Annotated in this window: 14 protein-coding genes; 5 read left to right on the forward strand and 9 right to left on the reverse strand. The window is 57.9% G+C overall.

Features of this window, described 5'->3' with window-relative positions; all coding sequences use genetic code 11:
- Nucleotides 1-172 precede the first annotated feature (172 nt).
- Nucleotides 173-913 carry a YebC/PmpR family DNA-binding transcriptional regulator gene (locus ACR0A1_RS08670; RefSeq protein WP_170392173.1) on the reverse strand — a complete coding sequence of 247 codons (741 nt, stop codon included), beginning with the start codon at nucleotides 911-913 and terminating at the stop codon, nucleotides 173-175.
- A gap of 110 nt (nucleotides 914-1,023) precedes the next feature.
- Here ACR0A1_RS08670 and ACR0A1_RS08675 point away from each other — a divergent pair, with 110 nt between their 5' ends.
- The 4 genes from ACR0A1_RS08675 (at nucleotide 1,024) to ACR0A1_RS08690 (ending at nucleotide 6,150) form a co-directional block, all read left to right on the forward strand.
- Nucleotides 1,024-2,796 carry an SLC13 family permease gene (locus ACR0A1_RS08675; RefSeq protein ID WP_480867635.1) on the forward strand — a complete coding sequence of 591 codons (1,773 nt, stop codon included), beginning with the start codon at nucleotides 1,024-1,026 and terminating at the stop codon, nucleotides 2,794-2,796.
- 16 nt (nucleotides 2,797-2,812) lie between these two features.
- Nucleotides 2,813-3,547 carry a glutamine amidotransferase gene (locus ACR0A1_RS08680; protein ID WP_480867097.1) on the forward strand — a complete coding sequence of 245 codons (735 nt, stop codon included), beginning with the start codon at nucleotides 2,813-2,815 and terminating at the stop codon, nucleotides 3,545-3,547.
- A 72-nt stretch (nucleotides 3,548-3,619) separates the two neighbouring features.
- On the forward strand, nucleotides 3,620-4,477 hold the full coding sequence (locus ACR0A1_RS08685; protein ID WP_480867099.1) for a bile acid:sodium symporter family protein: 858 nt from the start codon (nucleotides 3,620-3,622) through the stop codon (nucleotides 4,475-4,477).
- An 11-nt stretch (nucleotides 4,478-4,488) separates the two neighbouring features.
- On the forward strand, nucleotides 4,489-6,150 hold the full coding sequence (locus ACR0A1_RS08690) for an FAD-binding dehydrogenase (protein ID WP_480867101.1): 1,662 nt from the start codon (nucleotides 4,489-4,491) through the stop codon (nucleotides 6,148-6,150).
- Here the strand turns inward: ACR0A1_RS08690 and ACR0A1_RS08695 are convergent, their stop codons facing one another.
- The 5 genes from ACR0A1_RS08695 to mgtE all read right to left on the reverse strand — a co-directional run bounded on the left by ACR0A1_RS08695 (nucleotide 6,151) and on the right by mgtE (nucleotide 11,746).
- Nucleotides 6,151-6,897: a YbaY family lipoprotein gene (locus ACR0A1_RS08695; protein WP_170625249.1), complete on the reverse strand. Its 747-nt coding sequence runs from the start codon at nucleotides 6,895-6,897 to the stop codon at nucleotides 6,151-6,153.
- A gap of 96 nt (nucleotides 6,898-6,993) precedes the next feature.
- Nucleotides 6,994-8,772, reverse strand: a complete 1,779-nt coding sequence (locus ACR0A1_RS08700; RefSeq protein WP_480867103.1) for an SLC13 family permease — start codon at nucleotides 8,770-8,772, stop codon at nucleotides 6,994-6,996.
- Nucleotides 8,773-8,863: 91 nt separating this feature from the next.
- Complete coding sequence (locus ACR0A1_RS08705; RefSeq protein ID WP_170512362.1) at nucleotides 8,864-9,676, reverse strand: TIGR00282 family metallophosphoesterase; 813 nt, start codon at nucleotides 9,674-9,676, stop codon at nucleotides 8,864-8,866.
- 112 nt (nucleotides 9,677-9,788) lie between these two features.
- Nucleotides 9,789-10,355 (reverse strand): 5-formyltetrahydrofolate cyclo-ligase, encoded by a 567-nt coding sequence (locus tag ACR0A1_RS08710; RefSeq protein WP_480867105.1) that lies wholly within the window; start codon nucleotides 10,353-10,355, stop codon nucleotides 9,789-9,791.
- Nucleotides 10,352-11,746, reverse strand: a complete 1,395-nt coding sequence (gene mgtE, locus ACR0A1_RS08715) for a magnesium transporter (RefSeq protein ID WP_170563935.1) — start codon at nucleotides 11,744-11,746, stop codon at nucleotides 10,352-10,354. The genes ACR0A1_RS08710 and mgtE overlap by 4 nt, the downstream gene beginning before the upstream one ends.
- Nucleotides 11,747-11,884: 138 nt before the next feature.
- On the opposite strand from mgtE, the gene guaD reads away from it, so the two are divergent.
- Complete coding sequence (guaD, locus tag ACR0A1_RS08720; protein WP_480867107.1) at nucleotides 11,885-13,177, forward strand: guanine deaminase; 1,293 nt, start codon at nucleotides 11,885-11,887, stop codon at nucleotides 13,175-13,177.
- A gap of 62 nt (nucleotides 13,178-13,239) precedes the next feature.
- On the opposite strand, the gene ACR0A1_RS08725 is transcribed toward guaD, so the two are convergent.
- From ACR0A1_RS08725 to ACR0A1_RS08735, 3 genes are all read right to left on the reverse strand, one after another.
- Nucleotides 13,240-14,574: an 8-oxoguanine deaminase gene (locus ACR0A1_RS08725; RefSeq protein WP_480752409.1), complete on the reverse strand. Its 1,335-nt coding sequence runs from the start codon at nucleotides 14,572-14,574 to the stop codon at nucleotides 13,240-13,242.
- A 114-nt stretch (nucleotides 14,575-14,688) separates the two neighbouring features.
- Nucleotides 14,689-15,480, reverse strand: a complete 792-nt coding sequence (gene hisN, locus ACR0A1_RS08730) for a histidinol-phosphatase (protein ID WP_170401576.1) — start codon at nucleotides 15,478-15,480, stop codon at nucleotides 14,689-14,691.
- Between the two features lie 44 nt (nucleotides 15,481-15,524).
- Nucleotides 15,525-15,896 carry a helix-turn-helix domain-containing protein gene (locus ACR0A1_RS08735; protein WP_170343628.1) on the reverse strand — a complete coding sequence of 124 codons (372 nt, stop codon included), beginning with the start codon at nucleotides 15,894-15,896 and terminating at the stop codon, nucleotides 15,525-15,527.
- Nucleotides 15,897-15,952: the final 56 nt, after the last annotated feature.

A 15,952-nucleotide genomic window follows, 5' to 3' on the forward strand; every position in this document is an offset into this window, starting at 1 on the left:
TTGCGATGCTCTGCATGATGTGCCTACGGTTGCCTTTCAGGTCCTTCAGCCTCAATGATCTGAGTTTAATCGCAAGAGGCTTCAGGACCAAGGCTTGTGTAAAACGCGCAGCTGCAACAGAAAAACCCGGCCGCTGGGCCGGGTTTGGTTCATCTGGCGTGTGTCCGATACATCAGAGCTGCGCCATAACCTCGTCGGTCGCTTCGAAGTTAGTGGTCACGCGCTGAACGTCGTCGTCGTCTTCCAATGCATCCACCAATTTCATCAGCTTTTGCATGTCTTCCAGACCCAACTCGGTCGTCGTTGTCGGCTTCCAGACCAGCTTGGTGGATTCGGATTCGCCCAGCGCCTCTTCCAGCGCGTTTGACACATCGTTCAGATCCGTATCTGCGCACCAGATGATGTGACCGTCATCCGAGCTTTCGACATCCTCTGCCCCGGCCTCGATCGCGGCTTCGAAAATCGTATCCGCATCGCCTGCGTCTGCCTGATACACAACTTCGCCCTTGCGGTCGAACATGAACCCGACCGAGCCGGTTTCACCCAAGTTTCCACCATTCTTCGAAAAGGTCGAACGTACAGTCGAGGCGGTACGGTTGCGATTATCGGTCATCGTTTCAACAATCACGGCCACACCGTTGGGACCATAGCCCTCATACCGGATTTCTTCGTATTCATCGCCCTCACCTGCTACGGACTTCTTGATCGCACGGTCGATCACGTCCTTGGGCACCGAATTCGACTTGGCCTCTTTCACCGCCAGACGCAGGCGCGGGTTCTTGTCGGGATCTGGGTCGCCCATCTTGGCGGCGACCGTGATCTCTTTCGACAGCTTGGAAAACAGTTTGGACCGCGCGGCGTCCTGACGTCCCTTGCGGTGTTGGATATTGGCCCATTTGGAGTGGCCTGCCATGGTGCGTCCTCGTCATCGTGATTGCGTGTTTGGCGCTCATATAGACGTTTGCGGGGCAAAGGATCAAGACAGTGGCTTGCCCTGTCTTCGCCCGTGACTATGGTGGCGGTATGACGACAGATCAGATCATTCTTTTTTCCCTTTTCATCGCCGTTTTCGGAATGCTGCTCTGGGGGCGTTTCCGCTATGACCTTGTAGCATTTACCGCCTTGATGATCGCGGTCACGCTGGGTGTGGTGCCCGTTGACAATGCCTTTGCCGGGTTCGGGCACCCGGCCACGATCATCGTGGCGTTGGTGCTGGTGGTTTCTGCCGGTCTGGTGCGCTCGGGTGCAGTGTTCATGATCACGCGCACGCTGGTCGATGCATCGCGCGGATTGGGCGCACATATCGCGCTAATGGGCGGCATCGGGGCGATCCTGTCGGCCTTCATGAACAACGTCGCGGCGCTGGCGCTACTGATGCCAGTCGATATCCAGACCGCGCGCAAAGCGGGGCGCCCGGTCGGCCTTAGCCTGATGCCGCTCAGCTTTGCGACGATCCTGGGAGGGATGGCCACGCTGATCGGTACGCCGCCAAATATCATCATCGCTTCGATCCGGGCCGAAACGCTGGGCGAACCGTTTCACATGTTCGATTTCGCACCGGTGGGCGGGTTGGCTGCAATTGCGGGGCTGGCGTTCGTCGCGCTGATCGGCTGGCGCCTCATCCCCAATCGCGGTGCGCAGGAAGAAACCTCGGAAGTTTTGGCCGAATACATCGCCGAACTGACGATCCCGCCTGAATCGCCCCATATCGGGAAACGGGTCAGTGAGCTATATGAGGCCGCCGAGAAATCTGACGTCGCTATCATCGGCCTGATCCGGGACGGAAAGCGACGCTATGGTCGATCAACCCACGCAACCCTGCATGAAGGCGATGCGCTTGTTCTGGAAGCACGCCCCGAAGCGCTGGATGAGTTCCGCGCCGCGCTCAATCTGGATTTCTCGGACACCCGTCGGCAGGAGGTTTTGACTGCCGAAGGCGAAGGGCTGGAAGTGGTTGAAGTCGTTGTCCCCGAAAGCGCGCGCATCACTGGGCGAACTGCGCAGGCGTTAGGACTGGCCTGGCGACAGAGTACAGTCCTGATGGGCATTTCACGCCAAGGGCGCCGGATCACCAGTCAGGTTCGCAAAACCGAGGTCGAGCCCGGCGACATCTTATTGCTGCTGTGCCCGCGCGACCGAGCACCCGATGTCACCGAGTGGCTCGGCTGCCTGCCCTTGGCCGAGCGCGGCTTGAATGTAACCGCGAATGAGAAAGCCTGGCTTGCCATCGGCCTGTTTGCGGCAGCCGTGTTGGCGGCCAGTATCGGGCTGATCTATCTGCCGATCGCACTGGGGTTCGTGGTCGTAGCCTATGTTCTGACTAAGATCATGCCGATTGCGGATATCTACAACCACATCGAATGGCCGGTGGTTGTATTGCTGGGGTCAATGATCCCACTGGGCAGCGCGCTTGAAACCTCGGGCGGAACCGAGTTGATCGCCAACGCCTTGATTCAGCTGACCAACGGCCTGCCCGTCTGGGCAATCCTGACCGTACTGATGGTCGTGACGATGACCCTGTCCGATGTGTTGAACAACACAGCCACCGCCATTGTCGCCGCCCCGGTTGGCATTCAGATGGCGCGCACGCTTGAGGTGTCGCCCGATCCGTTTCTGATGACGGTGGCCGTTGCGGCGTCTGCCGCGTTTCTGACGCCCATTGGGCACAAGAACAATACGCTGGTGCTTGGTCCCGGAGGATACCGCTTTGGCGATTACTGGCGCATGGGGTTGCCGCTGGAAATCCTGATCATCGCGGTCTCGATCCCCGCGATCCTTGTGTTCTGGCCGCTTTGATGGCTAAAGGCTGCCTATGAAACGCTTTCTGATCCTGCAACTGCGCCCGGAAACCGATGCATCGGATGCCGAATATGCCTCGATCCTGGACAAAACCGGGCTGAGCCCTGCGCAAACTCATCGCATCCGGCTGGATTGCGAAGACCTGCCCGAAGGTCTGGATGTCGTCGATTACGCTGGTGTCATCGTGGGTGGGGGTCCCGGCTGCGTCAGCGACGATCCGACCACCAAATCCGCGCTGGATGCAAAGATCGAAGGCGCGATCATGGGACTGATGCCCCAGATCACTGCGAAAGATCACCCGTTCATCGGCTGCTGCTATGGCTTGGGTATTCTCGCGGTACATTTGGGCGGAGATGTCAGCAAACGGCAATTTGGCGAACCGGTCGGACCGTCCGACTGCCGTCTGACAGAGGATGGCGCCCAAGACCCCTTGACCGCAGGCCTAAAGCCGAAATTTGAAGCGTTTGTGGGACATAAGGAAGCCGTACAGTTACTGCCGGATGGCTGCGTTCATCTGGTAGCGTCTGACCCCTGCCCGTTTCAGATGATCCGCTGGGGGCAGAATGTCTATGCCACCCAATTCCACCCCGAAGCGGACGCCAAAGATTTTGAGCAGCGGATCAACATCTACAAGGATCACGGCTATTTTCCGCCGGAGGATGCGCAAGGCTTGATCGATATGTGCCATGCCGCAGACGTTACGGAGCCGGGTGAAATCCTGCGCCGGTTTGCTCAACGCTACGGGTGACCCAACGGCGTTGTTGCCTGATCTACGACCCCTCGCATAGGCTGGCCCGAATGACTTTGGGAGGAGTTGTTCTTGGACCTGCTTATCAACGTTGGCCTGCCCATTTCGCTGGCCATTATCATGTTGTCACTGGGGATCGGGCTAGAAGCCTCCGATTTCCGCCGGGTTTTGGCGCGGGGGTACCCCTTCGCCATCGGCGCCATCAGTCAAGTTGTGCTGATACCAATGGCTGCCTTCGCGACGGTCACTCTGTTCGGATTGCCCGCTGAAATCGCCGTGGGTGTCATGCTTTTAAGCTTTTGCCCCGGTGGGGTCACCAGCAACATCCTCGCAAAATTTGCCAAAGGTGATGTGGCGCTGTCGGTCAGCCTGACAGCGGTGATCAGCCTGCTGTCCATCGTGACCGTCCCCATTCTGGCCGCATGGTCCATAGATCATTTCATGGGCGAGGCCGCACCCAAAGTTTCGATCAGCGCACTAGCCACCGCGCTGTTCCTGATCACGACCCTACCAGTCGCCATTGGTGTCGCCATACGTCACTTTGCAAGGGGGCTCGCCATTCGGGTCGACGGCCCGCTTTCGACGCTCGCATCGATACTGTTCGTGCTGATCGTCGCGGCGGCACTGGCCGGAAACTGGCAGTTCTTCATCCAAAACCTCAGCTCGATTGGGGCAGCTCTAATCGCGTTGAACGTTGCGCTGTTGCTGATCGGTCTGGGGCTGGCGCGCATCGCCAATCTGACATGGAGTGAGGCGAAAACGATCTCGGTCGAGACTGGCATTCAGAATTCGGCGATGGGAATTACGCTGGCAGCTTTGATCACCGGCACCACGACCGGCTTCAGCCCACTTGCCGTTCCTGCCGCCGTTTATGGTATCACGATGTATGTGGTCGTAACCCCCTTCATCCTTTGGTTCCGCAGCCGCTGAAAGGACATCCGATGACCAACAACACCGCAGACGCGATCGTGATCGGAGGCGGCCTTGCGGGCCTCTCGGCGGCGGCTGAATTGGGCGACCGGGGCAAGCGGGTGATCGTGCTGGATCAGGAGCCCGAGCATTTTCTGGGTGGACAGGCGTTTTGGAGCCTCGGCGGCCTGTTCATGATCGACACCCCCGAGCAGCGCCGCATGGGCATCCGCGACAGCCACGATCTGGCCCTGCGCGACTGGATGGGCAGCGCGCAGTTTGACCGCGATGAAGACAACTGGCCCCGCAAATGGGCTGAAGCCTATGTCGAGTTCGCCGCAGGTGAAATGCGTCCGTGGCTGCATGAAATGGGGCTGCGCTGGTTTCCCGTCGTGGGCTGGGCCGAACGCGGCGGTTCTTATGCGGACGGCCATGGCAACTCGGTCCCTCGCTTTCACATCACTTGGGGAACCGGCCCAGGTGTACTTGAGCATTTTATCCGCCGCGTCCGCGCGCATTTCGACGCCGGCTTGATCCAATTGAAGTTCCGTCACCAAGTCAGCCACATCATTATGCAAAATGGTTCTGCCAAAGGCGTGTCAGGGGAGGTCCTGGCCGATGACGGAATTCAAAGAGGTGGCAAGACCAACCGGGACGAAGTAGGCGAATTCGAAGTCTATGCCCCTTCGGTTATTGTCACCTCTGGTGGGATCGGTGGGAATTTTGAGATGGTGAGACAGAACTGGCCCCGCGACCGGCTGGGTGAACCGCCCAAAGATATGGTGGCTGGCGTTCCGTTTCATGTCGATGGCCGCATGATCCCGATCAGCGAGAAAGCTGGCGGACATGTCATCAACGGCGACAGAATGTGGCATTACACTGAAGGTGTGCGCAATTGGGATCCGATCTGGCCCGCGCACGGTATACGTATTCTACCCGGCCCAAGTTCGATGTGGTTCGATGCGCGCGGCAATCGCCTGCACCCCCCTTGCTTGCCGGGGTTCGATACGCTGGGAACGCTGAAAGAGATCCTGAAAACCGGATATGAATATAGCTGGTTCGTTCTGACCCAGAAGATCATCAAAAAGGAATTTGCGCTATCGGGGTCCGAGCAGAACCCGGATTTCACTTCGGGCAGCTGGAAAGAGGTGATCCGTCAGCGCATCCTGTCTGGCACCAAGGCGACTGGCCCGGTCGAGGCATTCAAGGAAAAGGGCGAGGATTTCGTCGTCGCCAACACGCTGACTGAATTGGTCAGCGGCATGAACCAATTAGGCGGAGGTCTGATAGACGAGACGCATTTGCGCACCCAGATCGAGGCACGGGATTCTCAGGTCGACAATCCGTTTTCCAAAGACGCCCAGATGATGGCCATCCTTGCCGCACGCAATTATCGGGGCGACAAGCTGATCCGGACGGCCAAACCGCACAAGTTCCTCGATCCATCAAACGGCCCGCTAATCGCGGTCAAGCTGCACGTACTGACCCGCAAGACATTGGGCGGGCTGCAGACCAATCTGGACAGTCAGATGATCGGCGCCAATGGACAAATCGTCCCTGGCTTGTTTGCAGCCGGAGAGGTCGCGGGCTTTGGCGGCGGCGGCTATCACGGGTACAACGCGCTAGAGGGCACATTCCTGGGCGGTTGCATCTTCTCGGGTCGCAACGCAGGAAGGTCCCGCGCAGTGGTCTGATTACTGGGTGCGCACGAATTTCAGTATAGGCTCACCTGCAGCATCGAGCAAAACCATGCTGTCGCCGGCAACGGCATAGCTCGTCACGTTTTGCAGGGCGGCAAAGAACTGATCCTCGACCTCGTCCAGTTCTGGCGGGCACGCCATTAAAGTCGCGGCCATATTGTCTGGAAACTCAAGGCTGTTGCCGGTGATCTCGGCTTGCCCGGAAAACCGGTTGCAACCGCCCGTGCCACCGAACGCACCACCTTGGGCGAAGGAAAGCTGGGGCGGCCGTTTTGTATCGAGCACGGTTCCACCGATACCGATGGCTGTCCACTCGGTCCCTTCCAGGGTCGCGGGGCTCTGAGCACCGGCCTGCACCAGCACAAGATCTGCCGAATTGCCTTCGCCGTTGGTCAGCACGGGATGGACCGTATCCGTCGTAAACAACAGCTCACCCCCGCGATAGATCGATCCGCGTACTGCATAGGTCATACCCTCGCGGATCAGCGCGTCATCAAAAGTCAGCTCAAATTCCGAGGGCACTCCGTTCAACGCATAGCGTTGCGCCGCCAGCGTGACCGCTGCCGCATCGGCCCGAGAGATATCCTGCAATTCGACAAATAGCGTCGCATCCGGTGGCAGGGCGATCCGTTCACGGTAGGTTGCCGTGCCAGTGACTGTTCCTGCCGAGCTTTGGCTGCCCAGCAAGGCCAATACGATTGCTCCGGCCACAATGGCCTGCCCGAGTTTCGGAAAAGGCATGATCCCATCCTTTCACATTCATCTTAGGCAAAAAGATTGTGACGATATCGACATTTACAAGGCCCGAAACACCAGGTCGGCGAATCCGTGCCAGTGTCAGAGCGGCCAGATGAACGGAATAAGAAGTGACGCCAGCAGACCCACAGTCAGGTTCAGCGGCACACCAACTTTCAGAAAATCGGTGAATCTGTACCCACCCGGGCCATACACCATCATGTTGGTCTGATAGCCAATCGGCGTCGCAAAGGATGCCGATGCCGCCACCATCACCGCGACCACCAGCGGGCGCGGATCAATTCCTACAGCCTGAGCCAGAGAGATCGCGATCGGAGTGACCACCACCGCCACGGCGTTGTTCGAAACCAATTCGGTTAGCACCGAGGTCAACAGATATACGGCCCATATGATCAAGAAAGGTGGCAACATGCCCAGCGCCGGTGCAACCGCTTCGACAATCAGTGTAACCGCGCCCGATTTATCGAGCGCAGCCCCAATTGCGAGCATGGAGAAGATCAGGGCCAGCAATCGGCCTTCGACAAATGAGAACGCCTCATCCGCGTCGATACATCGGGTCAGCAAAACCACAGCAACGGCGAAGATCGACAACAGCAAAATCGGTGCCACGCCCAACCCCGCCAGGGCGACGATCCCGACCAGCGCACCGATGGCTATGGGCGCATGGCTGCGGCGAAACGCTCGTGCCGAAGGTTGCGTAACATCGACCATATCCATATCGGCGGCCAGCTTCTGGATATCCGCAGGCGAGCCCTCTAACAGCAGCGTATCCCCGACGCGCACGGTCAAAGCATCCAACTGACGCCCGATATTCTGGTTCCTGCGATGAACCGCCAGGACGTAGACACCATATCGGCGACGTAACCGCATCGCACCAAGCGTTCGACCGACCATTCGGCAGCCCGGCGTGATCAGAACCTCAACTGTCTTGGTCTCAACGGCTGAGACCTGATCCACGCGCTTGAGTTCCTTGTTGCTTTGAAGACTCAGCAATTCGGTCATCTCGGTGCGCAAAACTACCCTGTCGCCCACTTTCAGCGTCACCCCCTTGAGGTTCCGCCGCAGCGAGTCATCCCCCCGGATCACGTCGATCAGACGCACTCCGGGGCGCTTGAACAGCTGAACGCCGGTCACTTCGCGGTCGATCAGATTGCTGTCGGGTGGGATAACCGCCTCAGTAAAGAACTTCATCTTGGACCGGTCGCTGAGCATCTCAGCCATGCTGTCACGCTCGGGTAGCAGTCGTGGCGCAATGAAGCGCAGGTACACCATACCGTAGATCACCAGCGCGATGCCCAGCGGGGTAACCTCGAAGATTGAAAACGCCGTCATACCCTGGGCGCGGGCCACACCATCGACCAACAGGTTAGTCGAGGTGCCAATCAGCGTCAGCGTACCCCCAAGGATCGCCGCATAGCTGAGCGGGATCAACAATTTGGACGCCGAAACGTTCAGCGTGCGGGCGATCTGGATAAAGACCGGGATCATTACAACGACAACCGGTGTGTTCGACACCACCGCCGAAGCGACGACGACAAACGCCATCAATAACCCGATAGCAAACCGAGGGTTCACCTGCGCCTGCTTCTGCGCGAGCGAGGTGAAGGCATCAAGCGCTCCGGTGCGCACCAAGGCACCCATGATGATGAACATCGCGCCGATGGTCCACGGCGCGGGATTCGAAAGGACTGCAAGCGCACTTTGATAGGGCAGGATACCGGTTGCCAGCATCAGGGCCGCCCCGCCGATTGCGACAACTTCGGTCGGATAGACCTCGCGCAGAAACATGATGAACATGCCCGCTACGATCATCAGCGCCAGAATTGCGCTGCCCATCTCTGTCAGTTGAAGGAATTGCATTCTTGGTATTCTGTCCGAACCCTGATCTGGCATACGCGCCTAGTAGGTAGTTTCACGTATTGCGTGCGGCGGGGCAAGTCTGACGTGCTTTTCAGGGTGTAGACTGCTGCAACCGCCCGCCAACACGAATCATCTGCACGGATTTTGCGCTTCCATCGCGGTCATCGGTTTCGACAAAAACTCCGCTCAAGGTCGCCTCACCGGTCGCAGGCGTAAACCGCGCCTTGGGCATCCCGGTTATGAACCTGCGCATCGGTTCCTGTTTGTCCATTCCGATGACCGAGTCATAGTCGCCGCACATTCCGGCATCGGTCAGATATCCTGTACCGCCCGGCAATACCTGCGCATCTGCCGTTGGAACGTGCGTATGCGTCCCAACCACAAGACTCGCGCGTTTGTCGCAATAATGGCCCATCGCCATCTTCTCGGACGTTGCCTCGCAATGCATGTCGACGATGATCGCCTGCGCCTGGCCGCCGCGTGGGTGCGATTTCAGGATCGGTTCAATGGCTGAAAAGGGATCGTCAAAGGGGCGTTTCATGAAGACCTGCCCTAACACCTGCACCACCAGAACCTTGCGACCGCCCGGCGCGGTGAACAGTCGATGCCCCCGCCCCGGTGCCCCTTTGGCATAATTCAACGGACGCACGATGCGAGGTTCTTTCTCAATAAACTGCAGCATGTCTTTCTGGTCGAAAGCATGATCGCCCAAGGTGATACAATCGGCCCCCGCGTCCAAAAGCAGCTTGGCGTGGTCCCCGCTCAGCCCCATTCCGTTCGAGGAGTTCTCGCCGTTGACAACGACAAAATCCAGCCGCCATTCGTCACGCAGGCGTGGCAGATGCTGCTGGATCGCGGCGCGACCCGAGCGCCCCATTACGTCACCAAGAAACAAAATCCTCATGATTGCGGTCCTAGGGGCTGGAAGTGGCAATAACAAGGCAGAAGCAAACAATCACTCAGCCTGAAGCCTGCCAATGTAAAGGAAATCGCGATCGCGCATAGCGAGGGATAAATTAGAAAGTTAGCACCCGGCTTTCAGTAATCACCATTTCGAGTGGTTGATCAGTTGGCTCCAGCGGCAGATGTTCGGCTTCCTGCGCATCAAAGGCAAATCCTATGGCCAGCGTCGGGCGCTTGGCGCGCAACCCTTCAAGCGTGCGATCATAGAAGCCGCCGCCATACCCCAAGCGGCCACCCTTCGCATCAAAGGCAACCAATGGCACGATCAGGATCTCCGGGTCGAAATAATCATCGACCTCGGGCACTTTTGCCCCGAAAGGTCCATCTTTCAGTATGCCCTCAGGCGTCCATCGAGAGAAGCGCAACGCCTGCCCTGCGGCCTGAATGACAGGCACGCCCACTGGGCCATATGCAGAAGCCTCGGCCATTGCAGGCAGCGGGTCGATTTCGGTGCGGATCGGCATGTAGCCGGACATGGGAACACCGCGATGCCCCGCCAGAACCTCGGACAAGCGCCCGGCCGCGCCCGGGATGCGCATATCAAACGCTACCTTGCGTCGCGCGAATGCCGCCTTGCGCGCTGCGGCTTTGATTTCGGTCAGATCGGTTGTCTCGGTCACAGTAGCACCACGCTGGCAAGCCCCAGAAAGATGAAGAACCCCATGACATCCGTTGTCGTGGTCACAAAGGTTCCTGACGCCAGCGCCGGGTCAACACCCAGACGGTCCAGCACGACCGGTACTACCGTACCAGCAAAGCCCGCGATGATCATGTTCACGACCAGCGCAGATCCGATCACGACACCCAGCAGCGGGGAGTCGAACCACATCATCCCGACGGTTCCCAACACGATAGCGAAACACAGCCCGTTGAGCATTCCCACCAGTAGTTCTCGCCGGATCACGCGCCCTACGTTCGAGCCGGTCAAGTCGCGTGTTGCCAACGCCCGCACTGCAACGGTAAGTGATTGGGTCCCGGCATTGCCCCCCATCGAGGCGACGATCGGCATCAGGATCGCGAGCGCCACCAGTTGATCAATCGCGGCCTCAAACTGAGAAATCACCAGCGATCCGCAAATCGCGGTAACCAGATTGACACCAAGCCAAGGCAAGCGGCGCCTACTGGTTGCCGCTACACTATCGGACAGAGAGCTTTCATCCGAGACGCCCGCAAGACGCAGCATATCCTCTTCGTATTCTTCGTCCAGGACCACCATCGCATCGTCGATGGTGATGACACCGACCAAACGACCGTCGCCATCCACGACTGGAGCCGAAATCAGGTGATACTGATTGAACGCATAGGCCACGTCCTCTTCATCCTGTTCGACGGGGATGGTGTGGAATTCATCTTCGGCAATGTCCTGCAGCGGCACCTCGCGCCGGGTTGCCATCAACTTGCCCAGCGTGACCTGAGCAACCGGTTTCAATCGCGGGTCAACAAGTATGACGTGATAGAACTGTTCCGGCAAATCGTCGTTGGCACGCATGAAATCGATGGCCTGCCCCACGGTCCAGTGATCGGGCGCCATGACCACCTCGCGCTGCATAAGGCGGCCAGCAGAGTTTTCTGGATAAGATAGGGCTTGTTCTGCCGCGACGCGTTCGGAGTCTTCAAGCGCGCCCAGGATGGTTTCTTGCTGCGGCTCTTCAAGGTCTTCCAGAAGGTCAACAACGTCATCACTTTCCATATCCCGAACGGCTTCGGCCAGAACGTCCGGTTTCAGGACATTGATCACTTCTTCCCGAACTGACTCGTCGAGCTCCGACAGGATATCGCCGTCGAACTCTTTGTCATACAGCCGGATCAGGCGCGCACGGTCGTAAGGATTGATCTGTTCCAGAAGGTCAGCGATATCGGCCGCGTGTAGCGGCTCCATCAGCTCAATCAGCTTGGCACGGTCTTCGACATCAACCGCATAAAGGATGGCCGCAACGGTTCGCGGGTCCAGCGCATAGGCGTCCTCATCGCGGGGCTGATCGGGTCTGGCTTCGTCGTTGCCTGTCGTCATGCGCTGCCCCTCTTTCTTGTCGATTGCCCCTAGATAGAAGAAGCAGCTACCGGAAAACAATGACAATGGTCCAATTTACCCGCATCTTTCGCGCCCCTATGCTGGTTGGCGGTCCAAAACAGGCGGAGAACAGAACAAATGGCGCAAAAGACGCTTCTGAAGGGACGTGTGCTTAGCTTCAACGGATCACCGTTCGAAGGTGAGCCCACCGATGCGACCAAAATTCACCAAGCCGTCCTGATCGAAGATGGCCGCATCGCGGCACTGGGCCAGGCGTCCGACCTGTCTGACGCGCATCCCGAAGCCAACATTAAGGATTATGGCGATCAGCTGATCATGGCGGGATTTGTGGATTCTCATGTCCACTATCCGCAGACGGCAATGATCGCGAGCTGGGGAAAGCGGCTGATCGATTGGCTGAACAGCTACACGTTCCCTGAAGAGATGAAGTTTGACGACCCCGCCTATGCCGCTGAAATTGCAAACAGATATCTAGACCTGACCGCAGCCCATGGCACCACAACCATGTGCAGCTTTTGCACCATTCATCCAGAGAGTGTTGATGCCTTCTTTACCGCCGCGCAGGCGCGTGGGCAGCGGGTTGTCGCGGGTAAAACCTGCATGGATCGCAATGCGCCTGAGGGGCTGCGAGATACTGCACAAACCGGATACGACCAGTCCAAAGCTCTGCTTGAAAAGTGGCATGGGGTTGATCGCATATCTTACGCCATCACTCCACGATTTTCGCCGACATCGACGCCAGAACAGCTGGAGGCGATGGGCGCGCTTTGGGCCGAGCATCCCGACTGCCTGATGCAAACCCATCTGAGCGAACAGACCGATGAGATCGAATGGGTCCGATCCCTGTTCCCCGACACGCGCGACTATCTGGATACGTACGAGCAGTTCGGATTGCTGGGCGGAAATGGCCTTTATGGGCACGCGATCCATCTGGAAGACCGAGAGCGGGATCGTCTGCGCGAGGTAGATGCAGCTCTGATCCACTGCCCCACATCAAACACGTTTATCGGCTCTGGCCTGTTTGACATGAATGGTCTGATTCACTCAGGGCACCGCGTGGGCTTGGCCACCGACACCGGAGGCGGCTCAAGTTTTTCAATGCTGCGCACAATGGCTGCGGCCTATGAGATTGGTCAATTGCGAGGCCATCCCTTGCACCCCTCGCAATTGCTTTGGCTTGGAACGGTGGGATCGGCTCGTACCCTGCGGATGGATGACCGTATTGGCAACATCGCCGTGGGCATGGAGGCCGATCTGGCGGTGCTGAACCTCGCATCGACTCCTGCTATCGCCCAGCGCGAAGCTCATGCTGATGATCTTTGGGAAGCGGTGTTCCCGACCATTATGATGGGTGATGACCGTGCCGTAACCGATACCTGGATCGCCGGACGAGCTGTTTGTGGTCGATAGGAATGGGCCTATGGCCCATGCTTCCGGCGGAGGTATTTTTAGCCAGATGAAGAGCGGATCCGCTATTCTGCCAGCGCGCGTGCCAGAAGATTCTGGGTTTCTATGACCCTTGGCAGGTCGATCGTGGCGATCTGACTGTTACGAACAATCTGGCGTCCCTCGACAAAGAGGTGTTTGACACGCGTCGGTCCGGCCAGAAGGAGCGCAGCGGGGTCCCAACTGCCTGCACTTTCAATTCCTTGCACGTCCCAAATGGCAATATCAGCTCGTTTACCGGGTATAAGCCGGCCGCAATCGGGCCGATTCAACACATCCGCCCCGCCTCGGGTGGCGATCTCAAGCGCCTCACGGGCCGACATGGCGTCAGCGCCGTTTGCGACTCGTTGCAGCAGCATAGACTGGCGCGCCTCGGCCATCAGATTGCCGCTGTCGTTGCTGGCTGATCCATCCACACCCAACCCGACTGGCACGCCTTGATTACGCATTTTTCGGACTGGCGCGATACCTGAACCAAGACGACAATTGGAACATGGACAGTGCGCAACGCCGGTTCGGCTACGTGCAAACAGGTCAATCTCGGCGCCATCCAGCTTGACACAATGAGCGTGCCAGACATCCGAACCGGTCCAGCCCAATTCTTCGGCGTATTGGCCGGGTCTACAGCCGAACTGATCTTGAGAATAGGCTATATCCTCATCGTTCTCCGCCAGATGGGTGTGCAGCATCACACCTTTGTCGCGCGCTAACAGCGCGGCATCGCGCATCAGGTCCCGACTAACCGAGAACGGCGAACATGGCGCCAAACCAACGCGACACATCGAACCCTCAGATGGGTCGTGATAGGCATCTACTACGCGGATCATATCCTCCAGAATAGCCTGCTCGGATTCGACCAAAGCATCAGGAGGCAGTCCACCATCACTTTCGCCAATGCTCATAGCTCCACGCGTGGGATGAAAACGCAGCCCCAGCTCTGACGCTGCATGGATCGTGTGTTCAAGCCGCGCGCCATTGGGATATAGGTAAAGGTGGTCAGAGCTAAGCGAGCAGCCGGACAGTGCCATCTCGGCCAATCCGATCTGGGCAGATATAAACATCTCGTCAGGACCAAAGCGGGACCAGATGGGATAGAGCGTTCGCAACCAACCAAACAGCAAAGCGTCCTGCCCGCCGGGAACCGCGCGGGTGAGCGTTTGGTAGAGATGGTGATGGGTGTTCACCAGACCGGGGGTCACAACACACCCAGTGGCATCATGTATTTCGCCATCGCTCGTAAGGCGGTGGCCAATCTGGGCTATCTTACCATCCCGAACCAGCAGATCAGCGCCTGCAAGCTCTTGCCGATCATCATCCATCGTCAGGATCATATCGGCGTTACGGATCAGAAATTCTGTCATTTTCGCACTCCCGCATACTGCCCGTCTCATGCATGGAGTGATGGGCTGGTGGAAAACGGGCGTAAGAACCAGCCGTGATCAGTTTAAAGTCGCAAAGAAGGGTCGGCAACCCGTTTAGTATTGCTTCAGAATTTCTAGCGCTGCCGCATGAATCTCAGTATTGGCTGCAGCGAGCGCACGCCCACCATTGTGAGCCGGATTACCCTGCCAATCCGTCACAATACCACCCGCGGCCTCGATCACCGCGATTGGGGCCTGGATATCGTAGGAATTCAATCCAGCCTCGACCACAAGATCAGTTTGACCTGCAGCGAGCAACGCGTAGGCATAACAATCCATCCCATAGCGTGTCAGCTTCGTTTTCTGAGAAACCGCCTTGAAGGCGGCGGCCTCGACCGCGCTGCCAACCTCCGGGAAGGTGGTGAAGATGATCGCCTGGTCCAGAGATCGAGTGTCACGCGTCCCAAGTTCGGTGCGTCCCAAAGGGCCTTTGACAAAGGCGTGCTCTTTATCTCCGATAAAACGTTCGCCGATATAGGGCTGATCGATCACACCAAGCTTCGGTCCAGTCTCATCGCTTAGGGCGATCAGAACACCCCATGTGGGCGTACCACTTATGAAACCGCGCGTGCCATCAATTGGGTCCAGCACCCAAACTCGTCCGCTTGTTCCCTCGGAATGACCGAACTCTTCCCCCAGGATACCGTCCTCAGGCCGGTGATCAGCCAGCACCCTACGCATTGCTTTTTCTGCTTCGCGATCAGCGGCTGTCACCGGATCAAAACCGGCATCGAGTTTGTTGTCTGTCTTCAGGTTAGATTGGCGGAAAAACGGCAGAATGGCCGCCCGCGCAGCGTCGGCCATTTCTTCGGCAATCTCTAGATCGCTTCGTAGGGTGTTTTGCATTGCTTACCCGTGCGCCCCACACCCCGCGAAGTCAAGCGCTTGTATCAGGCGACGTCGCTCAGCACGCGTGCCAGTTCAAACAGGCGGCGACGCTGGTTTTCCGGGATCGCATAATACGAGCGAACAAGATCAAGCGCTTCTTTGTCACCCATCAAATCCGCAGGAACCGATTTCTTGTCTGCATCCGACTTCTGAGCCTCTTCAAGACCCTCGAAGAAAAAGCTAACGGGAACATCCAACGCTTCGGCAATGTCCCACAAACGCGATGCGCTTATCCGGTTGGCCCCTGTTTCGTATTTTTGGATTTGTTGAAACTTGATACCAACTTGCTGCGCCAACTGCTGCTGAGTCATGCCAATCAGCCAGCGGCGATGCCGGACGCGTTTGCCCACATGGACATCGACGTGATGGGTCATTGGTAGTCTCCTTTACACAAACACCTGTCCGGGAAACCGCGACAGCAGCCATCGCC

The sequence above is a fragment of the Ruegeria sp. D6 genome (assembly GCF_056534365.1).